Below are 22,741 nucleotides of genomic sequence, written 5' to 3'. Positions count from 1 at the left end.
TCCTCGCCCCGTCAACTTCTGCATCCACCCCGCTGGTCGTCCCATAAACACCTTCTCTATAACGGTGTTGCGACGACCGGTTGAATCCGCCTTGCGAGCCACGGTCGGAATGGTGGACCAAGGTGTCGGAGGCCGGTTGACGGTCATACAGCGCCTGCTCCAGGGCGTCCAGCACGAAGTCCGTACGCATGGTGCTGCTCACACGCCAGCCCACGATGCGCCGCGCGAACACGTCGATGACGAACGCCACGTACAGCCAGCCCTGCCAGGTCGAGACGTAGGTGAAGTCCGATACCCACAACTGGTTGAGCCGTTCGGCCTTGAACACCCGCTGGACCCGGTCCAATGGGCATGGCGCCGAAGTGTCCGGCGTCGTGGTCCGCACTACCTTGCCACGACGCACGCCTTGCAGCCCCTGACGCTTCATCAAACGCTCGACCGTGCAGCGCGCGACACGGATGCCTTCGCGGTTCATCTGCTTCCAGACCTTGTCGGCACCGTACAGCTGCCAGTTGGCATGCCAGACGCGCTCGATGTCGGGGATGAGCACGTCATCGCGTTGGGCGCGTTTGCAGCGCAGTGCCGGGTTGCGAAGCCGCGCCGCGTGGCGTCGGTAGCAAGACGGGGCCATCTGCAAGACTTTGCAGATGGGCTCGACCCCGTACGCATCGCGGTAGCGGTCGATGTACGCCTTCACCGCTTGAGTTGGCGGTCGAGCTCCGCCTGCGCAAAAAACGCGCTGGCGGTCTTGAGAATCTCGTTGGCACGGCGCAGCTCCTTGACCTCGCGCTGCAAGCGTTTGAGCTCATCTCGCTCGCTGCTGGTCAGGCCGTCGCGTTGCCCGCTGTCGATCTCATCCCGCTTAACCCAGTCCAGCAGCGTCTGCGGCACGCAGCCAATCTTGGGCGCGATGGACTCAACGGCCGCCCAGAGCGACGGATATTCGTCTCGGTGCTCCTGCACCAAGCGTACGGCGCGCTCGCGCACCTCGGGTGAGAACTTGTTCGTCTTGTTCATGGCTCCATTCTCTCAAGAGTCGGAGCCTCCTCGAATCCCGGGGCGATTCAGTTCCCTCGGTTTCCTCCGGAGCGCTCAAAAGCTCCGGAGTGCTGGTTCTCAGATGCGCAGGATGTCAGACTAAGTGTAGAACAACAGGAGGAGCGAGTAGATTCAAATCTTACGCACATGTGCAGCGGGAAGACGACGTGACTGCCGACGGCACATACTAACGAATCAAGAAATCGTCCAGCGAAGCGCCGGACATCAGCTTCTTCACCAGCCACAAGGGTTGCTTTCCGCGTCCGCTCCAAGTATGTCCCTCATGGTCCCGATATTTGGCAGGTACAGATCTGCCGGCGAACTTTGAGAGCGCCCTTCCAGTCCTGCTGAAGAGTTCCTCCTCCTTCAGGTCGAACATCGCGATCTTTTCGCGGATATCTCGGATTGCATCGTTGCGCTCACGCATTTTCATCTCATCGGCTTGTTGCCGAAGCTCTCGAATCTGCAGAAGAAGTTCCTTATAGCTCGCCATCGTAAACACGTTGATAGTAGGGAGAAGCAGTCTCTATTGGCGTTGCAGTGCTGCCTCGGCTTACGGAGGTCAGGCCATGCAACGGTTACATGACGGTGAAATAGCCTTTCGCGTCCCGAAAAAAAACAGTTCTTCGGAAACGTGGGAAATGGTTGTTTCGGCGCAAATTTCCGGAAACATAGCCCACCGTCAAAGAGGGCCTCAATACTGACCCTGAAGCAGCAATCTCGTAAAGACCCCGCACCGGAATTGGCCTCCCGCCGCGATTCGAGACTCTCCGCCGCCGCGGTTTTCTGGAATTCGGCAGTGGCCCAGCTGGCGAATTCGGAGACTACGGCCAAACTGTTTCAGAAAGTGTATCGAGTGCCCTTCATTCCGCTTGAGCTCAATACCTATGCGCCACATCGACTCCCCTTTTTTTGTTGCGGAAATTGGTAACGACCCGGCCGGTGATGCAAATATTGTTCGGTCAAATCCACCACAGTATCCCCGCTGCAAGTGGACGGCGGGCACGGCACCGAACCGAATGAACAGAATAGGCAGCAATCTCTTGGCTTAGGTCGCAGCAGGGTTCTCCATTGCGGGCATCCCCAGTAAAACAAGCAGGGCCTCCTAGGCATGAGGTCCCGCTTGGCAGAGCCGCAGTGCGGGCGGGTCAGCACCGATTCGAGGACGACCGCTCTCATGACTATGTCACTTTTGAATGGTGGGCGGATAGCCTGCATTCGCCATCGACCGCGTCAATGCCGGCGACGAGGTTGAGCCAGCCTCATAGATGACTGTGGCCGTTCTAAAGTCGAAACCGATAGCGCCCATCCCGGGCACCTCTCCGAAAAGGCACGCGGCACTGGACCTTGCGGATTGCCAGTCCGAGAAGCAGCAACGCCAGGCCTATGAAAATCGGAAGATATAGCCGCGTGACAGTCGGGCGGCCCACCTACGAGCCACCGATACCGAGCACAGCACACTGATGCACCGATGGTGACCCGGACACCTGCAATCTTGCGTCTTCACCGAACCGGTGGATACCCGACCGCCCGAATCTCCTCGCTCTGCTGTTAGTTTAAAGTCCGTACTTGGGTACGGAGTCAAGGAGAATGTGATGGGCCCAGACCTGACCATCGGGCAGTTGGCACAAGCCGCCGGCGTGAACGTGGAGACGATCCGCTATTACCAGCGGCGCGGCCTGCTGGACGAACCCCAAAAGCCGGCGGGCAGCCACCGGCGCTATGCATCGGAACAAGTCAAGCGCGTACGCTTCATCAAACGGGCGCAGGCGATTGGATTCACGTTGGACGAGATCAACACATTGCTGTTGCTGGATGCGGCATCTGTGTGCTGCGAAACACATGCATTAGCCGTGCGCAAACTGGACTTAATTGAGCGCAAGATGACTGATCTTGCCGCCATGGCTGAAGTGCTCATGGGATTGGTACGGCAGTGCGAAGCACGTGACGACCTCGAAACCTGTCCGATCATCGATGCACTAGCGCACGATTGAGCTGGGGAACTGTGTCAGTTTTTGAGTTCCGCCACGGGCATGGCGACGTGACTATCTGTGCTGGAGGCCGTCAAGAGAACGCGGACCTTCTATGGTCCGCCCTAGCAGGCCAACGCATTGCAATCTCCTTCGCTATTTTTTCAGACTACTTCGCAATTTTTTCGGGCGAAACTGCCCTTTTTTGTACTTTTCTTCGCTATGCCGACAGGGCTGTCTCCACGACAGCCTTAAAGTGCTTTGAAACTAGGATCAATCGGATTCGGGCCGCGTCCCTAGACCCTCAAAGGACGCGCAAAATCGCTATGAGCGGAAGCGGCTAACTTTGGCCCCATTCTGTGCTCCGGAGCCTACGCAAATCATCCAGAATGTGCGCGTGGGCGCCGAAAGGTTGCATCAGCGCTCAACGTCGCCATCGGGATCGGGGTGGGGATATTGGCCACCATCCCGGCTGTCGTGACCGAGCCGGTCTGGATGACGCTCTGGGGACCGATCCGTTTTCCCCGGTACCGTCCCTTCTGGTGCTCTCTTCTGGGTGCCAACGCCCCACTCAAAGGATTGTCGCTGCCTCGATTCGGCCAGTCTCGCGACGTCCTCTTTTCGCTCTCGGCAGAGGCGGTTAATTGTGCCATCAGCAAACTCAACTTGGAGCCTCGCATCGGCCACCACCCGCGCTGCCTCCATCTGGAACTCCAGTGGGCCGGTCAGCTCCAGCGCTGGCCCGAACTTCTGCAGCGCCAGGCGCAGGGCGATTTCGATTGCGTCCCGATCGTTCTGCCACAGTCGCACCGACTCACCCTGGTCGACCAGCAGCGCATCGCCGTTGCGCTGATACTCGACGTCGCCGTTGCGCTGCACCTGGTGAGTGATGACCGGGCCGTCATACAGAATTGCGTTAGGCTGCACTGGGCGCGCCGGTCGGATCGTGAGTCGACGTGCATCTTCTGGCGGCTCTTGCGGGCGCAGTCGCTGCAGCTCGAACAGCGCCGCGTGGTCGCCGCGCTGGCCACGTGCTGCTAGATACGCGAGGTAGCGATCCTCCTGCGACGGCCGCGATGCGCGCAGCGTATCGCGCTCGGTGGTAATCGTGCGACTTAGCGCCGTTTCACGCCCGACGCGCGTCATCCGCGCCGTCGACAACGCGGCTTTCACTTGAGCCCGCGACAGCTTCGGATCTTCGCCAATCGCGCTTCGAGCCGCACGGAACGCCGCTCGGATGGCATCGCGCCGCTCGCGCTCACTCCCCAACTGCGCCGCCCACACCGCCCGGCCTGCTTGACCAAAACTCGCACGCTCCAGCATAAACTCGCGCCACAGCACCGGCGTCGGCTCCGGCCGCTGCGGTGAGGGCGCCTCAATTTCCCGGCCGGTCTGCGCCCGGTAGGTCGTGCGCAGCAGCTGCGCCGCGTCCGCCCACGACAGGTTCAGTTCTTTCGTCAAAAAGTCCGACACGTTCAGATTGCGTGTGCCGGCACGGATGCGATCACCGCCGTCGGCACCCTTGGTGATCGCATACTTCTCAACGATCAACCCATGCGTCCGTGAGAGCGTATCCATCAGCCGCTGCGCATCCAGATTCGCCTTGATCTCCCGGAACTCGGCCCGCTCGATGTCGCTGCCGGCGGCCCGCCTCTCCGACAAATCGCGCGCCAGTTGATCCAGCACGCTATCTGCCTCGCGCCCCGTGGACGGACGAGCTCGGCTGTTGAACTGCACCAGAATGTCGCCGGCGCCGACGGCCGGTGGCCATGGCTGGGGCGGCTGAAAGTGCTGGTTGAGAGCGTCAGCCTCAACAGGCTGGCTGTTAATTGCATTTGGTCGGACAGACGAACTCGGCCACGCCAGCTCAAACGGCATCGAGTCAATCGCATCAAAGCCCGGGATGTCCGCCAAGTTACGCGGCCCAGGTCGCTGGCCAAACGGTGCCGGCGTGCCCGCCGCACCGGGCGGCGGCGCAAACTGGTACTGAGTAAACTTTGTCGCGCTTGCTGCCCTCAGGTGCGCCCGTTCTGCAGGACCACCCGCCTGATAAGCGTCATACATCCGTGCCGCCACAAACCGCCACGCGAGATCCTCAGCCGACTGACTTACGCCGCGTCTTTCGCCTGCTCCTGCTCCAGCGAAATCGCCAGCCCATCGCAATGCGTCAGCTCGTTCGGCTTGCTCGACTCCCAGCTCCAGTAGTGAATCAGGCGACAGTAGCTCTTGACCTCGCGTGGGGTGGCCATCCACACCGCCGAGGGGCAGACCTCGCACACGGTCTGCGGATTCGGGCGCCTCGATGGGTCGATCTGCATCAACGTCAACGCCACCACGCCCGTGCCCGCCTCGCCGGTCACGTTGGCCTGGCTGCGCTTCGATTTCTCGTCCGTGCGCAGGGTGTGGATCACCCCATCCGCATCCACCGTTTCGTTCGGCCCAACGCCAGGCGTCCCGCTCGCCGTATCCGCTGCGCTCGCCTCTGTCGATTGCTTTGCCATCCAAACCTCCATAGGGTTGATAGAACTGAAACTCCCGCTCGGCCAGCAGCCTGCGCTGTTCGTCCGCCGGCGCTTCTCGGTAGATCTTGTAGAACGGACTGCCGCTGTTGAGGTACTTGACCTCACGTGCGCGCACCGCGTGCCACTCGGTCAGCGCTTCACGGAACACGGTCGGCGTGCCGCGCGACTCGCCCGGCACGACGTACTCGGCATGCACCCGGGCCTCCATGGCTGCGCGCTTGCCGTCAGCATTGAGTTCCACGAACTCGCGCGAAAACACGTATTCCTTGAGGTTGACGCCCTTGGCCGCGCCAGGCGGCTTCACGTTCTCGTATTCGTTGCCACGGCCCGCGTTGCGCGTGCGCACCTCGCCGAACTCGGATAAGAGCGCGCGGAAATCCTCGTAACGTGTGATGTCCCGTGCCAACAGCGCATCCAAGATCGCGGAGCGCAGTTCACGGTTCGACCCGTCGAACGCGTCGCCCTTGTAGCGACTGATCATCTCCGACGAATCGGTGAAGGCGACGCGCCGGTTGTCGCGCGGGCTGGCCAGGCCATACTTGGCGTTGACGTGCTCCTGGAAGGCCTCCAGGAAGCGCGTTTGTTGCTCGACCTTGCCGAAGGGGTCCAGGCGCCGGCCCGTCAGCCGATTCAGCGACGGCACGACGACGTGGATGTGCACCTTGCGCTCGACCAGCTCACCTGACTTGCGGTCGGCATAGCTTTTAAGGCGCGGAACGTGGGCTTCGGCGTAAAAGTTGTATTCGTCCGGCCGGTACGCCGCGAACATGAACGCTTCGAAATCGCGCGTGATGTCGGCGAGCACCTCGCGAGGCAACTCGTCTTCCTTGAACGCCAGCGTGATATGCAGGTAGCGCTCAGCGTCAGTGGCGATCGTCTGGATCAACGCGTCGGTCAAATCCAAGTCGCCAGCGAGGATGACGCGCTCATCCATCTCGTCGCGCCCGAACTCGCGGTCTTGCTTCTGCCCCTTCTCCAGGTAAGCCTTGACGCCATCGTTGTTCCCACGCACACGGATCAGCATGGGCCGCTCAATCCACGTTGGCCAGCGTGGCCTTCAGATACCGCCCGATCAGCTGCAGCCGGTCGAGCATCTGCAGATACGCCTCTTCCGACAGGGCGCCACGCTCATGGTCGGCGCAGGCCTGGCGCGCAAGCTGCTCGATGTCGCGGCTCGTCTTGCTGAAGATGAAAAGCAATCGCTCACGGTGGGGCGTGGCCTTCAGGCGGGCGACAAGCTGGGTGCGATTGGTCAGCACCGCCTGGCGGAAGAACTCCGATGAGGTGAGACCAGAGGCCGCCACCTTGGCTAGATACGCCTCGCGGTCAGCCTCGGAGAGCCGGAAGCTGATCGGCTTGGACAGGCCACCTTCGGTCTTCGGTTTGGGCATCGCGTGGTTCTTCTTGTTGGGGTTGCCAGCTCAACGGAGCCACTGCCGGGGCGCGTCGCGCTACGCATATCCAGGGGCGCGGGGCCGGAGGGCCTGGGGTTCCCTGCGGCTTCGCCGCGGGGGTTTCAAAGGGGCGAGCCCCTTTGGCACGGGGATATTTTACGGGATGCGGAGCATCGCGTAAACATATCCGACGTGCCTTACTATTTTTTTTCGCAGCACGGCTATTGAAGATTCTGGCAAGAATCTCAGGGGACTCTGCAATAGCAATCCAGAGTCAATTAGAATGGCCCAAAATTGATAGAGAGTCAGACAAGAATTTCGCGAGAATTCGCCGATTTCACTCACGCGCCCGGCCAAGGCTCAATGCGCGCGGTTAATAGATCACATTCAGGTCAGCGAATGGATATCCGAGAGTTTCAGAAACAGGTGTCGCCAGCACAGCGCCGCTCAAAAATGCATCCGTGGCTCGCCGACATTCAGGCCCTCCGGGCGGCCGGTTACACCATTGAACAAGTGCGTCAATATCTCGCCGCGAATCAGGTCATCGTCGCGTTCTCGACCTTGGCAGCCTTCATTGCACGGCAGACGCCAAAAGGCGAATCCGCACGCGCACGGGCCGCGACAGTGCCGCCTGCCAAGGAAGCAACTCGAGCGGACACCACGGTATCGGCCTCGCAGAAGAAAGCCGAATTGAGCTACAAGACCACGGAAGAACTCGCCAAGGAAAACCCGATGCTCAACAAGCGGGCCATCCTCGATCTGTACGCACGGCAGTTCCAGGTGGAGCCACCGAATCCGTTGGATGAGTTGATCCGCAAACAGGAAGAACGCAAACGCCTGCAACGGGAGCAGGCGGCAGCGGGTGGCGCAGGGGCCGGATCAACCACGGCGAGCGGATAGCCGGGCAGGCGGCCAGCGTCAGGAGTGTCCGCACCGCAATCGAAGGGCACAGGGGACCCCTCTGGGGACATGGGAGCGCTGGCCAGCGTCAGAGCGGTTGTCGCGCGACTAGCGCGGCTGGCGGGACCGAGTAGCGGGTTGGACTGACAGCGCCCCGACCTCAGCTCGCCCTTGCGTGCCCCCCTTTCTCTGCAAGCCCAGCCGCCTTGGCAGGTGAACCGCTCGCGGCGTATCCGGCTGTCGCCGTCATGCCGCGACGGTGGGCGAGCGATGCCCGCCCTAGGGGCGCCAAGGGTGGCGCCCCGTTTGGCTTAGTACTCGTCCGGGAACAGCAGCGTTGTCACGCTGCGGTCAGCCTCGGTGATGACCCATACCTTGCGGCTGCCGACCATGTAGCTCGACAGAATTCGGCCACCCTCTTCCAGCGCCCGGTTATTGCTATTCCAGTCCTCTTCGCACAGGTCGCCCCAGTCGCCCATGGCGTGACGTGCGGCCAGAGCGGCAGGGATGGCCGGCAACAGGCCTCGCTCCTTCAAGAACTCAAAACACCCTGCCGTCATCGCCACGTCGCCCAGCTTGAAGGGCAGCCCCCGGCGCGCTTCCACGCCAGACGGTGCGGCTTTCAGGAAGTGTTCGGTGAAGGTGCCGTCTTCACCGTGATAGACGTACCGGTTTGCCGTGTTCGCGGCGCGGTCCTTCTGCGCTTGCACGAACATGCTCTGCGGCACTGCGATGCCCAGAGTTTCCAGCTTGCTGCGGTAGTCGTCCAGATCGAACGCGAACGGCTTGCGCTCCTGCAGGTTGGAATACACATACCGGTCTGCATCCAGATACTCGACCGTCAGGTAGTAGTGCTGCACCGGACGATCCCAGCCGAGGGTCACGCGCACCGGACGATTCAGGTAGGTCGTTTCAAAGTAATGTTGACTCATTGCATGAACTCCCATTGTATTTTTTGCCACCGGGCCCCTAGATTCGGAGCCCGCTCCAGAGCAGGTTTGTCAGGTGGTGTTGCGGCCTGTCAGCGCTGCCGCCGTTCCCCTGAGTTCCTCGCCCTGTGGACAAAGGAGGCGACGCTTGCCACGCCGCAAGGGCGCGCACGGAGGCCGCATGCGGAGCGCAGCCCCTTGGGGCGAGCACCGAACGGGCGAGTACGCGGCGCAGCGAACCCTTGCGGCGTGGCAAGCGTCGACTACCGTCCACAACAGGGCGAGGAACTCAGGGGAACGGCGGTGGTGCCCGGCGACACCACTGGCAAACGCCGCGCGGCGAGCGCCTATTGCGGGCTTCAGCCCGCACTGGAATCCAAGTAAGCAATGGGATGCGCGACACGACACTGCGCAGAGGACATAGCCGCTCACCCGGCAACTCAACCGGCCAAGAAGACAGCGACCAATTGCAGGCAACGGTGCGAGTCACTACACTGTTGCCTGCCAGCGGGCGACTCACCCGCTGGCAGAACTCTTATCTCACCCCGGCTCTATCGCTGGGGTATTTTTTTAGGCGGAGTGCTGGCGCAACAGCGGCGGCACCCAGCGTTTGCCCTCCAGCAAGCGCCCTGCGGCCTCCACCATTGGCCCTTTCTTCATCGACGCGAGCGGCACGGCTTCCGCTGGCGAAACAGCCTCACTCACCGCTTGCAGCACGTCGGTCTTGCGTACGCGACACAGGTACGCGTCGGGCGTCGCGTTCCACCAGTCCGCCATGTCCAGATTGACGGCTTGCGCGAGTGCATCGGTGGCATGTTCGCCGGCACGCGATTGGATGCCGTCAACGGTGAGCGCCGTGCAGTGCGCCAGCAATGCGATCAAGTCTTCCTGCGACAACTTCAACAGGCATTGCCACAGGGCATCCGGCTCACCCGGCAAGCGCTCGCCCCACGCGGCGCGTGAAGCATTGATCTGCTGCCATGCGCGTGATTGTTCGACGGTCGGATCGGCGGAATGCATGGCATGCGCTGCGCTCTTGGCTGAGAGTTCGACGCCGCTGTCACAGCGGTAGTACACCTCGGGAGCCAGCTCGGTCACCAGCGTGTAGGCCAGAGCGGCCAGCGCCACGTGGTGGTTCTCCATGAGCATCGCCTGCAAGGCAGCGGTACGGTGTGCAGTAAGCGCGCGAACCAGTTTCTCGGGCATCGCAGGCAGGCGATTGGTATTGCCACCATCGGACGCAACCACTGCGCCGCGCGCCTGCGCGCGAGCGGCTTTGGCTGCGGCCTTGCGGTCTTCTGGGTGGATCACGCCACGGATCACTTCCACGCCATGGGTACGCAGTGCAACCATGACGCCGACATTGGTCTTGTCCTCAACCGTCTCCAATGCGGCTTCCTGCGCCCTGCCTTCGCTATAGAGATCGTCAAGCTCTTGTGACAAGCGCTGGTAGGCTTCATCGGAGCCCTCTTCGTCGGACAATTCCAACGCCTCCATCTGCACCTCGATCGCCTGCTGACGGGCTTCCAGCGCTTCCATGGCAGCCTGTTCGGCCTCGGTCGGTTCGCGCAACGTCATGCGCGCACGACCGTAAGCGTTGACGGTCGCATAGTCGGGCTGCACCAGCGCGACTGCCCACGCCCAGCCTTCGGCTTCACGGATTGCCTCGGCCTGCTGCATCAGCCGCTCTTCGGCCAACTGCTGCACCAAGGCGCCATCCGTCCAGTGCGCACCATGATCGGCAAACAGGTCGACCTGCTCGCGGCCACCGGCCGCCAGATAGGCTTCGCGTCCAACAAAGGTCGCCAGCAGCGAGTCCGAGTCCATCGACGTTTCGCCCAGCAGCGCACGGCGCAGCGCCGCAGGTGCGCGCTGATATGCAGGCGTGCCATGCCAAACCTGTTCCTGCGCGGCATGGTCGTCACTCACCGTCAAGGCCATCAACTGATCCAACGACATGGCTCCTTCGCGGTAGAGGGTGACAAGTGTCGGCGCGACCTTGGCGAGCTTCAGACGACGCTGCACGACTGCCACCGACACGCCGAAGTGCGCGGCCACGGTTTCGACACCGGCACCCTCGTCCACCATGCGCCGGAAGGCTTCGTATTCGTCGGCAGGATGCATGGGCTGATGCATGTTCTCGACCGCCGATAGCTCGACGGCGTTCTCATCAGCCACGATGCGCGCGGGCACGTCATAGTCCGCATCGATCTTGCCTTCCTCGCACAGCAGGCGCAGCGCGGCGAAGCGCCGACGCCCTGCGACCACCGCGTACATCATCTTCTTGCTTCTGCCCTTCGGCTTCACTTCCGTCAGCAGCAATGGATACAGCAGGCCATGCGCCGCGATGGTGGCGGCGAGACTGCGGACCTTGCCTTCATCGAGCACGCCCTTGCGGACGTTGGCTTCGGATTCGGTCAGGCGGGACAGCGGGACGGAAATCAGTTGTTCTTTCATGATGCGCTTCCAAAAGGGTGGTTGTGCTACCGGGCTCCTAGATTCGGAGCCCCCTTGTGGGCAGGTTGGTCAGGCGGTGTGGCGGCCTGTCAGCCTTGCCGCCGTTCTCCTGAGTTCGTCGCCCTGGGACCTAAGGAGGCGGCGCGGGCCTGGCGGACAAGGGCGCGCTTGGCGCGGCTTGCGAACCCTTGGCCGCCGGGACGGCGAGGCCTACGGTCCCGGATTAGGGCGACGGACTCGGGAGCATGGCGCGCATGGCACGCCATCACCGCTGGCCAACGCCGCGCGGCGAGCGCCTATTGCGGGCCTTGGCCCGCACTGGAATTCGAACTGCACATATCTGGCGGCGACGGCTTGCAATGCATTGCCGTCAAAGGTGGAGCGCGGCTTCTTACCCTCGGCGCGTCACGACGAGCAGACACCAGCTCCTACACGCGTGATATCGTCGGCGTTAGAGCAACACGAATTCTTTGAGAACAGATGTACGAGGAAAGCCGTTCATGGTGAGACGCAGGCCCGAACACCCCCCTCCGCTTGCCGCCGGTACCTATCGAGCTGTTTGCCGTGAAGTGGACGTACTCCGTGCCGCGATGAACGAACACGGCAGTTTTTTTTCAGAGGCGATCTGCGTCAGCGATGGCCGGTGGTGCACCTTCTATTGCGAAGGCACAGAAGTGTGGAGCTGCAACGCGAGCTATGCCGCAGTGCATTTCGACATGGAGCCTAAGGCCGGTGGCAACAACGCTTAGGTCGCGCACCCATCTGCCGGGAACGCCTAAGCGCGGACGCTTCAGCCACAGGTGTCAAGCCGCCAGCATGAATTGCGGCGACTCGACGGTCCGCGAAAGTTCGCCCGCTTGCTTGACGGCCAACTGATAGCCCCGCGAGTAGACCGTCTTGAGCTCGACCCCGGTGGCCACGCCGAAGCCCAGCTTCTTACGCAGTTTGTAGACATGCTGCTCGATCGAGCGCTCTGCAACACTCGCCTCAGTTCCCCATACTGCAGTGGCGATCTGCTGGCGTGACAGAAACGCTCCCGGCGACGAAAACAACAGCCAGGCGGTGGCAAATTCCCGCGCGGTCAAACGGATGGGCGCCCCGTGTAACGTCACCGTCCGGGTGAGCCGGCACAAGCGATACGGCCCGACCACCGTCCGGGTGACGGATTCGGTCTGCTGCGTCCCGCGCTCTGTGCGCAGAATGCGGCGGACACGGGCACCCAACTCTTCCGCAGTGAAGTAGCCGGTGATCAAATCGTCGACAGCGTTGTCAAAAACGCCCAGCATTTCGGCGCGTTCGGCAAAGTTGCCGAATACCAGCGTTGGCCAGCACATATCGGCGTTGCACTCGCGCCAGGACAGCACCAGTTGCCCGGCCGTACTGAACAGCTGAGCATCGATCATCAACAAATCGAACACCTGGGTGCGCCGGGCGCGCAGCAGTGCCAATGCATCGTCGAATTGCACGCACGTCGCATCCCCTGACAGGCAAGCCGTCAAGTACGCAAAGCTGGAAGAATTGCTGGTGAGGATGGCGAATTTCATGACGACCCCGATCGATGCGGTACCAATCAATGCGTGGCCCCGCTTGTTGTCTTTTACCCCAGCATAACTTTCACAAATCCTTCATACATCCCTCCAAGGAGTGATCTTCCAGAGCTACGGCGCTTAATCTTCCAATCGGCGAACCTGTCATCAAAATGACATCAAACTGAAATAGTTCGACGCCGATGGCCAATTCCATACCTCGGCAGCGCCTGTGCTTCCCAGCCCACCCAGTCCCTCGATTGAGGGGTTGCCGCGGCCTCGACCAATGCCGCCCGCCTCCAGTGCGGGCGGCTCGATCTTGCCGTGCTTAGGATGAGAACAAATCGAGCTGCTCGCTGTGCGCGATGCGGCGGGTCACAATTGCCGCGCGGTGCTGTGCGATCGGCTCCAACGATGTGGTGGCGGTGGACATAGTGGCGCTCTCGCTTTCGGTGTCGGCTGTCTCCCCTTCCCGCTCGGCCTCTTCACGGTCTCGGCGACGCAGCCCTATATCCCAAAGCCCCATCACGTGTGCAGGTGTCACCCAGTGACGCCCGACCGCGTCTGGAGCCAGCGCATTGCCGTGGATCACGATGGCCGGGACATGCAAGAGTGAGAGCTGTAGATAGGCCATTTGGCACGCCGTCGCATCGATGTCGATCAGCGTGGCATGCATCGTCTGTTGGTAGTTGATGCCGTCATCGAGCAGCGCGGATGCTGCCGCGATCACCATGCCGACGGCGCCGGCGGCGGGCTCCATCACCGTGATAAAGCCCTTGCACTCGATCTCGGACGCAGCGCCCGAGAACAGCATCTTGGCCATCAGGCGCGACACTTCCCATGGTGTAAAAAACTGACCGCGATAATGGTCCGACAACTGCAGCGCCTCAAAGATCTGACCCAGCGCATCCTTGTGCCCGCCTTCCAGCGACTCCACGAGACAGCCCAGCATGCGCGGGAAGCATTCCACTTCGGCGCGCTCGTAGCGCTGGATGATTTCCAGGTAGCGCGCTTCGCGCGCCTCGTACTGCAGCAGATCGACGCGGTTGCTGATAGACAGTGCCGCGAGTTCGCAGAAGTCGCGGAACACCTCGTGCCGCCGATGGCGGCGTGCGCATTGCTCAATTAATCTCACCAGGGCCTGCTGGTGTGTGTCCAAATGATTAAACTTTGGCTTAGCCATCGTTCATGAGCCTCCGTGGAAGATGGTCGGGAAGCCCCGGGGTGTGACCGCCTCGGGGCTTTTTCTTTCGGAGAGGCGGCTTGCGAGCGATCCTCTCGCTCGGCTTCCGTCGCTCCCGCCCTGGGGCGGGCGGGCGGGTGGGAGATAGCCCTTGCCCTCACGGGAAAGGGTTGGGATGGGGTGGGGTTCGAGCAGCGAGCAACACGGCTGGTCACCGCGTCGCATCAAGCATCCCCACACAAGGCCCCTCACAGCGTGATCGGGGCATGTGTGCGGATGCGCGACGTGGTGGTCAACCGTGTCGCTGTGCTGTGGGCGGTGCCGACATCAGGCCGCCGGCATGACAGCGCACTGGCGCTGGCGTGACGGCTGCGTCGGTGCCGCCAGCGGTCTGCGCTGCAAGTGGCCGGACAAGCCAGACGCGTGACAGTGCGCAGCGCTGGCGCGGGACTGGCCCGGTGCGGGCAGTGCGGGACGCTCGTCATTCACGGGCCGTCGGCCCGCACTTGGATTTCATGGGCACGACGCCGCGCCCGCCCAAGTCAGCGGTAAGCGCTCGAGAATCACGTCCTCGCCGTCAAGGCAATAGGTTGACAGGATTGCGTCCGCAACCAGAATTGCGGACGCAACAATGACCACAGAAGATACGTGAGCTACCTACCCCTGAGGGTGGTCCGTATTGAGGACAACGGCAAACGCACCTTTGATGCGGAGAACAAGCGCCGGCTCATCGAGGCTTGTCGACAGCCAGGCGATCGCTCTCTGGGATGGCGCTCAAGGCTGGCGTCAACGCGAACCAGTTGCACAAATGGGTTTACGGGCGCGGACGTAGGCGACGGAACGGGGCCGCGGCAGCTAAAGACATCGCCCGCCGTTGCGAACTCGTGCACCCGGGGTGCTGGGGCGCACGCGCGGCGTTACCTGATCGAGGCAGAAGAAGCGCTGCCAAAGGCCACGCGCGCCGAGCATCCCGTGGCCGGGTTCATCGAGCGCATCGGCATGTTGTTCGTCATCGAGGCCCAAACCAAGGAAGTGGCAGTGCAGCAGCGGCAGCAGGTCCGTGCTGAGCAAAGCCGACCGGTGCAGAGCGAGCTTGAGACGTTGCTCCTGCACACCGTGCTGCCACAAAGCCTGTTCGGCAAGGCCTTGCACTACCTGCACGGCCAGTGGACAAAACTCACCCGTTACGTCGAGAACGGCGCTTGGCCGATCTCGAACAACCCATGCGAGAACGCCATCCGGCCGTTCGTCGCCGGGCGCCGCAACTGGCTGTTCTGCGATACCGTGGCCGGGGCGAACGCTTCGGCAAACCTGTATTCGCTGGTGAAAACAGCCAAGGCCAACGGCGTCGATCCGTACCGGTAACTCGTTGCCTTGCTCAAACTCCTGCCAAATGCGCAGACCGCTGACGATTGCGAGGCTTTGCTTCCTTGGAAGCTCAGACCGTCAGCCAGCACCTAACCGAATCCACCATCAGTCGTCCTCCCTTGACTGCTAATCTCCAGGAAGCTGGAGAGCGGTTGTGCCGCGAAAAGGTTGCGCGCCGCGTGACATCGCAGCACTTTTGGGTGTTGGCGCCAGCTATGTCCGGTTATCCTCGAATCGGCAAGTGGTACATCATTTGCTCTTTTGCCTCAAGGTAGCGATCAAGGTAATCTGGCGGGACATCGTTGAAGGCAGACACACGGCCATCCGGATCGACGTATTCGGCGAATACATTCGTCGTTCCCGTTGCTTGATCCCAAACGCTATTGTTGTTCCTCAGCCCTTGAATGATGGCCGATGCGGCCTCAGGCCCTGCCGGGCGCTTCACCCTCATTTTTGTGAAGCGGTTCATCCGTGCATTATCGGCGGGGCTAGCCGACAGCGCCTCGGCGAGCGCTTCGTTCGGCTCCGGCGGTCCGGGCGGCGTGGCAAACAGCCGAACCGGCTCCGTCGGATTCAGTCGCTCGCCGTATGTGTGGACTTTCTTGAGCATTTGCCAGGGGTCAACCACAACCGCGTGATTGCCCACTGTCCGGTCCCGCCAATCGCCGATGATGGCGTAGTGATGGTCCTCGTTAGATTCTTTGACCTGAAAGACCGGCAAGTTGCGATGCATTTGCCGGAGTTCCGCTCCTGAGAGGCGTCGATGTTCGCCGCAACTGCCGCCCCCCATTTCCTTAATCGTCTTGAGTTCTTCGGCCTCATCAGCGCAGTGCCCGCCATCGATCATGTCGCGAACAAGCTTCATCCGCGTCCAGCTTCGACCACCGCTCATCCAAATGGCTGCTTCCTGGTTAGCCGGGCCATCCGGGAATGTCTCATAGCCCGTCTTCTTGACCACCCGGCTTGCAATGCCCATGGCTTCAAATGTCTTCTTCGACACGGCTAGCCGCGTGGGCGCTGGAGTGCCGACGATAGCATCAAGGCGAGTATCTCTTATGTGTGAAAGAGGTGCGTATTCCTGTACGACCGATGATCGCGACGAACCCGCTCTGTTGACAGGCATTTGTATAACTCCACAATTGAAATCGGTCTATTAGGCTAGAAAAGCAGCAACCCGAAATAACGACAGAATCCGAAAAAGTCGATCGATATAAGAAGGCGCACGCGCGGAGCGGTGGTTAAAGCGTCGATTCTCGGGCGCTTACAGTCAACGCGTGATGGCCACAGCGAAAAAAGCGCGGCCTCGAACAGGTCTGCGCCTTTGCAACGACGGTTGGGCCTGGGCGTCCGGCGCCCGGCAGATGACTCAGCTATCGACGCGGAAATGCTCCGGGCTCTGGCCAGCATTGACAGCCCGCTGCAGCCAGTCGGGCATGTCGCCCTCTCCGCCCCATGTCTGTCCATCCGCGCTGCGATAGCGCACCTTCAGCCGCTTTCGCTGTCGCGACGGGAACACGCCTGCCGCCGCCAAGTCGGCATACGAAAGCCCGTAACGCGCAATCTGCAGACGGACCCACGTGACCGCCTCGACGCGGCGCCGAATGGCCACGGTTGAGCTGGGTTCGCTGATTGGGGGCGCGACGCGGTTTAGCACGGAAGAAGACCTCCAGAGAGGATTGCCACGGATCATCGCTGAGCAAGGTCCGTGCGGACCCACCTAGATTGCCATGGCTCCAGCGCTCGCAGGTGGGGTTCAAACCATCAAACACTGCTTGTGATGTGGGCTCGCACACCGCTGCTGTGGGCAAGTTGTGGGTAACGATCACGAGCCAGCCGAACTGATTTGCGAAGCTGCGAACCGATCAGCCGTCGACGCGACAAAGTCCGCAATCACACGGGCCGCATTCCGTGGCACGGCCTGCAGGAGGCAATGCGGTGCGTCCATCTCGACAAGTTGCACGTCTGGTCGGATCTGCTGAATGAGCGCAGCCGCGGAGCGCGGCACAACGTTGTCCGCCGCTCCCTGGAGATAGAGGAGCGGCACCTGCACCGCGGCGAGTTTGTCGGTGACGTCCACCTCAAGCACGGATCTCAGTCGCACGCGAAAGACGGCTGGCGTCACCGTGGCCACGGCTTGCTGGAACATGCGATGCAAAGGCTGAGTAAAGAATCGGCCAAACAGCAGCCGGCTGCCAATGCTGCTGATGGCGACGTTGAACGGCAGGAGGTTCACAGCAGATCTGAGTGGACGCAGCCGAGGATGCGGATTACGCGCGAAGGTACAGCAGAGGATCAAGCCCCGCATGCCAGGAGGACAGTTAGCTGCGATTTCGATTGCCAACGGCCCGGAGAACGACTCACCGAGCACGACATAGGGTCCGTCGATAGCCTGTAGCGCGGCCTGAATCCGAGGAATCAACGCTTCGTAGGTAAGGGGCTCCGATTCGGGATACGTGATGACCTTTGGCGCGATGCCCTTCCCCATCTCGGCGAGCAGCGGCTGAAACAGTCGGCCGGTCCCATCCATGCCGGGGAGCAGCACCAGCGTGACCGACGTCTTCTGACTCATTTGATGTCCCATCTAGTTTTTCATGGCGCGATCACTCGCAGGTGGGGTTCAAAATGGGGTTCAAAATATCAAACATTGCTCGTGACGTTGGCTCGCACACTGGTGCTGCTGTGGGCAAGTGTGGGTAGCCTCGTGGGCAACCTGTGGGCAGGCGCAGCCTGTCCATCGGGTTGTCCATCAGGCTATCCACACGGGCTGCGCCAGCGGCTGTCCACAGCCTAGTGGACCACCACGGCTCGCCTTTCGAGAGTCGATCGCAATGCCCTCTCCAGCGTCTGCAGAACACGCGCACGCCGGCGTAAGATGGAACACGACGGTGCAACGGAAGGCGGCCGCGCTGGATGCCCTTGCCTCGCAAATCGGCAGTCACGCGTTCGTGCCCACAAGCACAGCAACGACGGGAGACCACAATGAGCACTTCCGACGAGGACTGGAGTGGTGTCGCATTCGCACAGAACAATCGCACGGCGGACACGCTGGCCGCCCACCTGCGGGCCAACGGCATCTTGCCGCCCGGCCACGTCGTGGTGAACCTCCAGCTGTGTTTGCGGGCCACGGTGGCGCCCAAAGGGCTTCCACATGCCCCGCCACCGCGACGTGACGACGGTGTATAAGCGTTAGACCAGGGGGTCGCTCGCCGGCTGCTTGGCTGCCCGACGCGGCCGCGGCGCAGTGTCCATCAGCTCGGCCGGATAGAGGCTCAGGAAGGTTCGGGCGACTTCCGGGTCACGACAATCCCGCAAGTCGTCCCAGTGATCGCGCGGAACGATGACGATGCTCCGCTTTTCCTTGTTGGGAGCATGCATCCGCCGCATCAGCGGGTGCTCGTCGGCATTGACGGTCAGCATCGTGAAGCTGTAGCCGGGTGGCAGGCCATCGGCACGCGCGTCCCAAGCGCGCCACAGCCCGGCATTGGCAAAGTCGGGCCCGTCCTTCAACCAGATCTTGTAGCGCCTGCTCTTCTTCGGATCGGCCTCGTAGTTGGGCTCGTAGATCGAACGCGCCGGCACCAGGCAGAGTTGGCCAGCCTTCCAGAACTTCGCAAAGGTCGGCTTTTCGCCCACGGTCTTGGAGCGCGCGTTGGTGGTGTCGATGCTCACGCCAGGCGGTAGCCTGCGTTTGGGCACAAAACCGAAGTTGGCCACGACGCAGTCCGGCACACCGTGCTCGTTGATGTGCACAATCGGCGCGGACCCTTCAGTGCCGCGCGATGCTCCTTGAAATGGACTGCAATGTTGCTTCGGGATAGGCACTGCGCTACCGTGTCGGGCGCTACCTCAAAGTACAGCTGCAGGGCGTCGGCAGCATCTGCCCGATGAAACCCCACCGGCAAGGCGGGCACAAACTCACCCTCGGCAGAGCGCAGACTGATCCAAACCTCACCGTCTTCGGTCGCACCTCGCGTGGTCGGCAGTGCGCGCTCGTGGGCATGCGCTTGCACCAGCATCTGCCGCCCCCTCACCTCGAGCACCGGGGCTTCCATCACCTCCAGCATCTCGCCGTCGATGGCGACCTTGGCAACCAACTTGAACATGGCAGGCTCCTCGTGGTCGTCAAGGGCCGAGGCAGGCGCTTGATTTCGAGCGCCTTGCCGAACTCGATGCCCTTCGCATCGCTGCGATTGGCAAACTCCAGCGCGATTTTGATCTGCGCGTCCGTTCCACGTCGCAACCTCAGCGCTCAATTGTCGTTGAGATAGAACATGTTCACGGTCGTTATACTGTCTTCAGGCGGAAAATCCGTGATGGTGGGCGGGTTCTGCTGATAGTCCACGCATTTCACCACGCCGTTGTCGTCTTTCGCCAGCACGACCATGTGCCCGGTAGTGTTCGAACGGGTATAGGCGATCCCAACGCCAGAGCTCTTCGGCATCGCATTCACGAAGTCGCTCTGGAACGTGGCGTTGTCGTTGTATGTCCGATAGCCCGCGTTCTGCACACCACCTGCGGCGAACAGTTGCAGAATCTCGTCCAAAGTTGCCGTGTCTTGCTGCATGATCTCCGCCCGCTGAAAAAGCTGCGAGACCGTCGTATTGTTCAACGCCGCTACCGTGCAGTAGTAGCAGTTCTGGTCAAGATTCCCGTTGATGTCGTTGGCCGTCGTTCCGACGTTGAGAATCGGCGCAAAGGTTCTGGGCATATGCATTCCTTGTATTGCTGGAGGTTAGTGTTGAGGTTGCAGCACGCATACGCTAGCGCAGCCGTGCGTCGAAGGTCTCCATCGCTGGATGGGTCGAACATGTGACGCAGCCTCCGAGTTCTTAGGCAGAGGTGTTTGCTCATCAAATGCCTATTATGCGGATCGCTGCCAGAACCGGTATCCAGGTCGCTTCCATACGGCTGGTACGCCGGGTGCGCGCGTACGTGAAGTAACTGCGCGTCGCGAGGCAGAACCGGGCGAAACCCACGCGATTCGGGTCGGGCAGCGCACCCATGCGGCTGGCTTTCCCGGTAGCAGAGGGAGCATGGACTAACGATCGTCCGCAACCTCAACCCTTCGCATATCGAGCAGGGCTTGCATGTCGCCGGCGAATGCATCGAAGTCCGTCTCCGCTTTCGGTGCCGCTGCAAATGAATACCGAGCGGATCGTTGCCAGAACCGGTATCCCTGCCGCTTCCATACGGCGGGCACGACAGGCGCGCCATTTGATTCCCAGTCCGCGATCCATAAGGGATATTTACTGAATGCCTCGTTCGCGAGGTACGCGTTACCCATGGCCACGTTGGTGTACAGAATGGGCATGCAGTTGGCCTTGCGCTCAACTGCCTGCAATACCTTCAGAAGCGCTTGCTGAACGTGTTGAACGGGAACGGTCACGCCGCGGCCAGGAAGGCTGGTTTCTTCGAAATCCACGGCAGGACACAGGTCGTTCGCGCCGAACCTGCCGATTGCGCTGAGCGCGGTCTCGGCTTGCGTTTCCGGGTCGGATTGCAGCGTAAAGAAATGATAGGCACCTCGTACCAATCCGCGATCGGCCATACGCCGCCAGTTGGCCTCGAAGCTGGGATCGATCGTCGCACCATAGCTGGCACGGGCGAATGCAAATGCGATCCCTTTGGATTGCAGCACTTCAGCTCCGCTCTCGCCGTTCCACTTTGAGACATCCAGGCCCACTACGGAAACCGCAGGTCTGAGTGCCGGCACGGCGCTTGCTGCCGAATCAGGAGACGATGGCTCCCTTGGCACGAACGCCGGCGCAGCGGTTGGCGAGCCAACGGCAACGGCGGCTGGCGCTGAGCCGGCGCTCGCAGCGGGTTGTGCGTCATGGTGTTGGCCGTGCCACCAATAGACCGATCCGGATGCGCTGGAGAGCGTCAGCAGCGTTGCCGCTGCATGGGTCTTGTATCGCTGAAACAAACCGGCGGTGGTGCTGGCCGTATTTTTTCCGTTCTGATTGGTTGGCGGCGTTGTGGATGAATGATCGACCACGTTGGAAGGCGTGCCTTGCCCCGCCGCCGATGCTGGCTCGCGCGTTGCAATCAGGTTCGACAGATCCCGACGGCAATCGTCCGGAATGCAAAGCATGCCGTTGACGCAGTCGTGGACGAGATCGAATACTGCACCGTCGAGCCTGGTGCCTCGATAGATGACGTCGCCCGCATCGTTCTGGATCGCTTCCGGCTCGCACGTGAAATCACCGCGCTTGTTCAGCACAACGTGGGCTGTGCTCGGTTTGGGGTCCTGGAACAGGTCGCTGACATACACCATGTCGTGCCAAACAGCGTGCTCCGTCCGGAACACATAGATCAGCCGATGGTCCCGCAGCCGGGCCAAAAGCATGCATAGATCCAACAGCCCCTTGAGCTCGGAAGCGAGTCTTTCCGGCTGCGTGTGAATCTCCGATTTCAAGTAGAAGTAGCCAAACGCCCGACCCGGCTGCAGGATCAAGGCGCGGCCCGCTGCCTCATTGAAATAATTGGCCGGCAAAAAGCTCGTCAACCGCTGTGGCAGCGCTTCGGTGGCGGCCAGCATCTTCGAAATCCATGCGGATTCCGATGCGCGGAATGCGGGTAGCCTGTCGGTCTGCTGTTGTTCGGGCATATCTCTTGTGGACATGGCTCTTGCAAACCGCAAGCGACTACTGAAGCGCGGTGCTTGCGAATAGCCGGAGCGCAATGCGTTTGCATGATCAGGCTACGGCGGGCGTCAATCCGACAACGCCCGGTTCAGCGACATCCCGCGCACTTATTTGGACTTGCGCGTTTGGCCAGAATATTTGAGAGAAGCCCAGGGGGAGGACCTCATATACAAGTCAAGTTGATGGTCTGCATTCACGACGCCACCAACAATCGCACTACCGACGTTGCCATTGCCATATGTGCTCGGAGGGCCGTCGCTAACGAGATACGCGGAAAGGTCCCAAAGCCCGGCGTCCTGACCATCACGATGGACATATGCGACCTGCTGGCTTCCGGACTCCCAGTGTTCTTCAACCCATTCGTCACTGGAAATTTGCTGCCACATTTCGTCTGCAGTCACCGGAGCATCGATGTGGAATACCGGCCCACCGAGAATGGCAAACAGCTTGCATCCGGAGAGGTCATACGTAAAGAAGAGCGTTCCAACGTCCGCGTTTCCAATGGATTCTGGCCGGAGAGTGGTCAGTTCACCTTGCTTCCACGGCAGCCAAAGGATGGTGGCTGGTTCCCCGGAACTGTCCAGGTCGATTCTGAAGCCGGTTTCCGTTGCATGCAGATACACGTCCAACTTGCCTGGGTATCTGGCGTTGAGCACGGCGTCAAACTCAAGCGTACGGTCAGCGCCATCCGTCATTGCAGCCCGAAGATCATCTTGAATCGTCATGTCAATGTTCCTGCTGAAGAAAGTTGATCGAAGCGAAACAGCGGGCTTCACGAAGCGTCGTCGTGGGCCGTTCGGCTTCAGA

19 protein-coding genes, 3 pseudogenes and 1 other annotated feature are annotated in these 22,741 nt (G+C 61.3%); of the genes and pseudogenes, 5 read left to right on the top strand and 17 right to left on the bottom strand.

Features of this window, described 5'->3' with window-relative positions; all coding sequences use genetic code 11:
* The 3 genes and pseudogenes from R2N16_RS23805 to R2N16_RS25575 form a co-directional block, all read right to left on the bottom strand.
* Positions 1 to 1,017 (bottom strand): annotated as a pseudogene (locus R2N16_RS23805) (IS3 family transposase); the annotation flags it as partial.
* Positions 623 to 739, bottom strand: a sequence feature (AL1L pseudoknot). It overlaps the preceding pseudogene by 117 nt.
* A gap of 208 nt (positions 1,018 to 1,225) precedes the next feature.
* A complete protein-coding gene (locus R2N16_RS23800) occupies positions 1,226 to 1,531 on the bottom strand; it encodes an H-NS histone family protein (protein ID WP_316669232.1) in 306 nt (101 codons plus the stop codon).
* A 392-nt stretch (positions 1,532 to 1,923) separates the two neighbouring features.
* Positions 1,924 to 2,217 carry a GDCCVxC domain-containing (seleno)protein gene (locus R2N16_RS25575; RefSeq protein WP_428984160.1) on the bottom strand — a complete coding sequence of 98 codons (294 nt, stop codon included), beginning with the start codon at positions 2,215 to 2,217 and terminating at the stop codon, positions 1,924 to 1,926.
* A 416-nt stretch (positions 2,218 to 2,633) separates the two neighbouring features.
* Between R2N16_RS25575 and merR the strand changes: the two genes are divergently transcribed.
* Positions 2,634 to 3,032: a mercury resistance transcriptional regulator MerR gene (merR, locus tag R2N16_RS23790; protein WP_316669231.1), complete on the top strand. Its 399-nt coding sequence runs from the start codon at positions 2,634 to 2,636 to the stop codon at positions 3,030 to 3,032.
* Positions 3,033 to 3,425: 393 nt separating this feature from the next.
* Here the strand turns inward: merR and R2N16_RS23785 are convergent, their stop codons facing one another.
* Positions 3,426 to 6,554: an LPD7 domain-containing protein gene (locus R2N16_RS23785; RefSeq protein ID WP_316669229.1), complete on the bottom strand. Its 3,129-nt coding sequence runs from the start codon at positions 6,552 to 6,554 to the stop codon at positions 3,426 to 3,428.
* 7 nt (positions 6,555 to 6,561) lie between these two features.
* Positions 6,562 to 6,921, bottom strand: a complete 360-nt coding sequence (locus R2N16_RS23780) for a plasmid mobilization protein (protein ID WP_316669227.1) — start codon at positions 6,919 to 6,921, stop codon at positions 6,562 to 6,564.
* A gap of 402 nt (positions 6,922 to 7,323) precedes the next feature.
* Between R2N16_RS23780 and R2N16_RS23775 the strand changes: the two genes are divergently transcribed.
* On the top strand, positions 7,324 to 7,824 hold the full coding sequence (locus R2N16_RS23775) for a hypothetical protein (protein ID WP_316669224.1): 501 nt from the start codon (positions 7,324 to 7,326) through the stop codon (positions 7,822 to 7,824).
* A gap of 311 nt (positions 7,825 to 8,135) precedes the next feature.
* Here the strand turns inward: R2N16_RS23775 and R2N16_RS23770 are convergent, their stop codons facing one another.
* The 4 genes from R2N16_RS23770 to R2N16_RS23755 form a co-directional block, all read right to left on the bottom strand.
* The gene (locus R2N16_RS23770) at positions 8,136 to 8,756 is read right to left on the bottom strand and encodes a hypothetical protein (RefSeq protein WP_316669222.1); all 621 of its coding nucleotides are present in this window, start codon (positions 8,754 to 8,756) and stop codon (positions 8,136 to 8,138) included.
* Between the two features lie 567 nt (positions 8,757 to 9,323).
* Positions 9,324 to 11,210: a ParB/RepB/Spo0J family partition protein gene (locus R2N16_RS23765; protein ID WP_316669220.1), complete on the bottom strand. Its 1,887-nt coding sequence runs from the start codon at positions 11,208 to 11,210 to the stop codon at positions 9,324 to 9,326.
* Positions 11,211 to 12,013: 803 nt separating this feature from the next.
* Positions 12,014 to 12,754: a winged helix-turn-helix transcriptional regulator gene (locus R2N16_RS23760; protein ID WP_316669218.1), complete on the bottom strand. Its 741-nt coding sequence runs from the start codon at positions 12,752 to 12,754 to the stop codon at positions 12,014 to 12,016.
* 310 nt (positions 12,755 to 13,064) lie between these two features.
* Entirely contained in the window at positions 13,065 to 13,919 is an 855-nt protein-coding gene (locus R2N16_RS23755) for an N-6 DNA methylase (protein ID WP_316669216.1), read from the bottom strand.
* A gap of 648 nt (positions 13,920 to 14,567) precedes the next feature.
* On the opposite strand from R2N16_RS23755, the pseudogene R2N16_RS23750 reads away from it, so the two are divergent.
* Positions 14,568 to 14,755 (top strand): annotated as a pseudogene (locus tag R2N16_RS23750) (transposase); the annotation flags it as partial.
* Between the two features lie 12 nt (positions 14,756 to 14,767).
* A pseudogene (locus R2N16_RS23745) lies at positions 14,768 to 15,380 on the top strand (IS66 family transposase); the annotation flags it as partial.
* Between the two features lie 130 nt (positions 15,381 to 15,510).
* Here the strand turns inward: R2N16_RS23745 and R2N16_RS23740 are convergent.
* The 3 genes from R2N16_RS23740 to R2N16_RS23730 all read right to left on the bottom strand — a co-directional run bounded on the left by R2N16_RS23740 (position 15,511) and on the right by R2N16_RS23730 (position 17,856).
* On the bottom strand, positions 15,511 to 16,287 hold the full coding sequence (locus tag R2N16_RS23740; RefSeq protein ID WP_217495750.1) for a hypothetical protein: 777 nt from the start codon (positions 16,285 to 16,287) through the stop codon (positions 15,511 to 15,513).
* Between the two features lie 366 nt (positions 16,288 to 16,653).
* On the bottom strand, positions 16,654 to 16,896 hold the full coding sequence (locus R2N16_RS23735; protein ID WP_316669213.1) for an H-NS family nucleoid-associated regulatory protein: 243 nt from the start codon (positions 16,894 to 16,896) through the stop codon (positions 16,654 to 16,656).
* A gap of 213 nt (positions 16,897 to 17,109) precedes the next feature.
* Positions 17,110 to 17,856 carry an alpha/beta fold hydrolase gene (locus R2N16_RS23730; RefSeq protein ID WP_316669211.1) on the bottom strand — a complete coding sequence of 249 codons (747 nt, stop codon included), beginning with the start codon at positions 17,854 to 17,856 and terminating at the stop codon, positions 17,110 to 17,112.
* Between the two features lie 410 nt (positions 17,857 to 18,266).
* Between R2N16_RS23730 and R2N16_RS23725 the strand changes: the two genes are divergently transcribed.
* On the top strand, positions 18,267 to 18,470 hold the full coding sequence (locus tag R2N16_RS23725) for a hypothetical protein (protein ID WP_316669209.1): 204 nt from the start codon (positions 18,267 to 18,269) through the stop codon (positions 18,468 to 18,470).
* Positions 18,471 to 18,473: 3 nt separating this feature from the next.
* On the opposite strand, the gene R2N16_RS23720 is transcribed toward R2N16_RS23725, so the two are convergent.
* The 5 genes from R2N16_RS23720 to R2N16_RS23700 all read right to left on the bottom strand — a co-directional run bounded on the left by R2N16_RS23720 (position 18,474) and on the right by R2N16_RS23700 (position 22,665).
* On the bottom strand, positions 18,474 to 18,983 hold the full coding sequence (locus R2N16_RS23720; protein WP_428984161.1) for an SOS response-associated peptidase family protein: 510 nt from the start codon (positions 18,981 to 18,983) through the stop codon (positions 18,474 to 18,476).
* Complete coding sequence (locus R2N16_RS23715) at positions 18,953 to 19,390, bottom strand: hypothetical protein (protein WP_316669205.1); 438 nt, start codon at positions 19,388 to 19,390, stop codon at positions 18,953 to 18,955. Before R2N16_RS23715 ends, R2N16_RS23720 begins: the two co-directional genes overlap by 31 nt.
* A 146-nt stretch (positions 19,391 to 19,536) precedes the next feature.
* Positions 19,537 to 19,995 carry a hypothetical protein gene (locus R2N16_RS23710; RefSeq protein ID WP_316669203.1) on the bottom strand — a complete coding sequence of 153 codons (459 nt, stop codon included), beginning with the start codon at positions 19,993 to 19,995 and terminating at the stop codon, positions 19,537 to 19,539.
* A 330-nt stretch (positions 19,996 to 20,325) separates the two neighbouring features.
* Positions 20,326 to 21,897 (bottom strand): glycoside hydrolase family 25 protein, encoded by a 1,572-nt coding sequence (locus R2N16_RS23705; RefSeq protein WP_316669201.1) that lies wholly within the window; start codon positions 21,895 to 21,897, stop codon positions 20,326 to 20,328.
* Between the two features lie 144 nt (positions 21,898 to 22,041).
* Complete coding sequence (locus tag R2N16_RS23700; RefSeq protein WP_316669236.1) at positions 22,042 to 22,665, bottom strand: BLF1 family deaminating toxin; 624 nt, start codon at positions 22,663 to 22,665, stop codon at positions 22,042 to 22,044.
* Positions 22,666 to 22,741: the final 76 nt, after the last annotated feature.

The organism is Ralstonia psammae (assembly GCF_958405935.1).
Taxonomy (GTDB): Bacteria; Pseudomonadota; Gammaproteobacteria; order Burkholderiales; family Burkholderiaceae; genus Ralstonia; species Ralstonia psammae.
The sequence above is the reverse complement of the archived record's forward strand: the minus strand, read 5'-3'. Positions and strand labels throughout refer to the sequence as shown.

What these genes read in the sequence shown, in the direction of transcription:
- R2N16_RS23800 (WP_316669232.1), bottom strand. Translation starts at nt 1,531, where the DNA reads ATGGCGAGCTATAAGGAACTTCTTCTGCAGATTCGAGAGCTTCGGCAA.
- R2N16_RS25575 (WP_428984160.1), bottom strand. Translation starts at nt 2,217, where the DNA reads ATGAGAGCGGTCGTCCTCGAATCGGTGCTGACCCGCCCGCACTGCGGC.
- merR (WP_316669231.1), top strand. Translation starts at nt 2,634, where the DNA reads ATGGGCCCAGACCTGACCATCGGGCAGTTGGCACAAGCCGCCGGCGTG.
- R2N16_RS23785 (WP_316669229.1), bottom strand. Translation starts at nt 6,554, where the DNA reads ATGCTGATCCGTGTGCGTGGGAACAACGATGGCGTCAAGGCTTACCTG.
- R2N16_RS23780 (WP_316669227.1), bottom strand. Translation starts at nt 6,921, where the DNA reads ATGCCCAAACCGAAGACCGAAGGTGGCCTGTCCAAGCCGATCAGCTTC.
- R2N16_RS23775 (WP_316669224.1), top strand. Translation starts at nt 7,324, where the DNA reads ATGGATATCCGAGAGTTTCAGAAACAGGTGTCGCCAGCACAGCGCCGC.
- R2N16_RS23770 (WP_316669222.1), bottom strand. Translation starts at nt 8,756, where the DNA reads ATGAGTCAACATTACTTTGAAACGACCTACCTGAATCGTCCGGTGCGC.
- R2N16_RS23765 (WP_316669220.1), bottom strand. Translation starts at nt 11,210, where the DNA reads ATGAAAGAACAACTGATTTCCGTCCCGCTGTCCCGCCTGACCGAATCC.
- R2N16_RS23760 (WP_316669218.1), bottom strand. Translation starts at nt 12,754, where the DNA reads ATGAAATTCGCCATCCTCACCAGCAATTCTTCCAGCTTTGCGTACTTG.
- R2N16_RS23755 (WP_316669216.1), bottom strand. Translation starts at nt 13,919, where the DNA reads ATGGCTAAGCCAAAGTTTAATCATTTGGACACACACCAGCAGGCCCTG.
- R2N16_RS23730 (WP_316669211.1), bottom strand. Translation starts at nt 17,856, where the DNA reads ATGAGTCAGAAGACGTCGGTCACGCTGGTGCTGCTCCCCGGCATGGAT.
- R2N16_RS23725 (WP_316669209.1), top strand. Translation starts at nt 18,267, where the DNA reads ATGAGCACTTCCGACGAGGACTGGAGTGGTGTCGCATTCGCACAGAAC.
- R2N16_RS23715 (WP_316669205.1), bottom strand. Translation starts at nt 19,390, where the DNA reads ATGTTCAAGTTGGTTGCCAAGGTCGCCATCGACGGCGAGATGCTGGAG.
- R2N16_RS23710 (WP_316669203.1), bottom strand. Translation starts at nt 19,995, where the DNA reads ATGCCCAGAACCTTTGCGCCGATTCTCAACGTCGGAACGACGGCCAAC.
- R2N16_RS23705 (WP_316669201.1), bottom strand. Translation starts at nt 21,897, where the DNA reads ATGCCCGAACAACAGCAGACCGACAGGCTACCCGCATTCCGCGCATCG.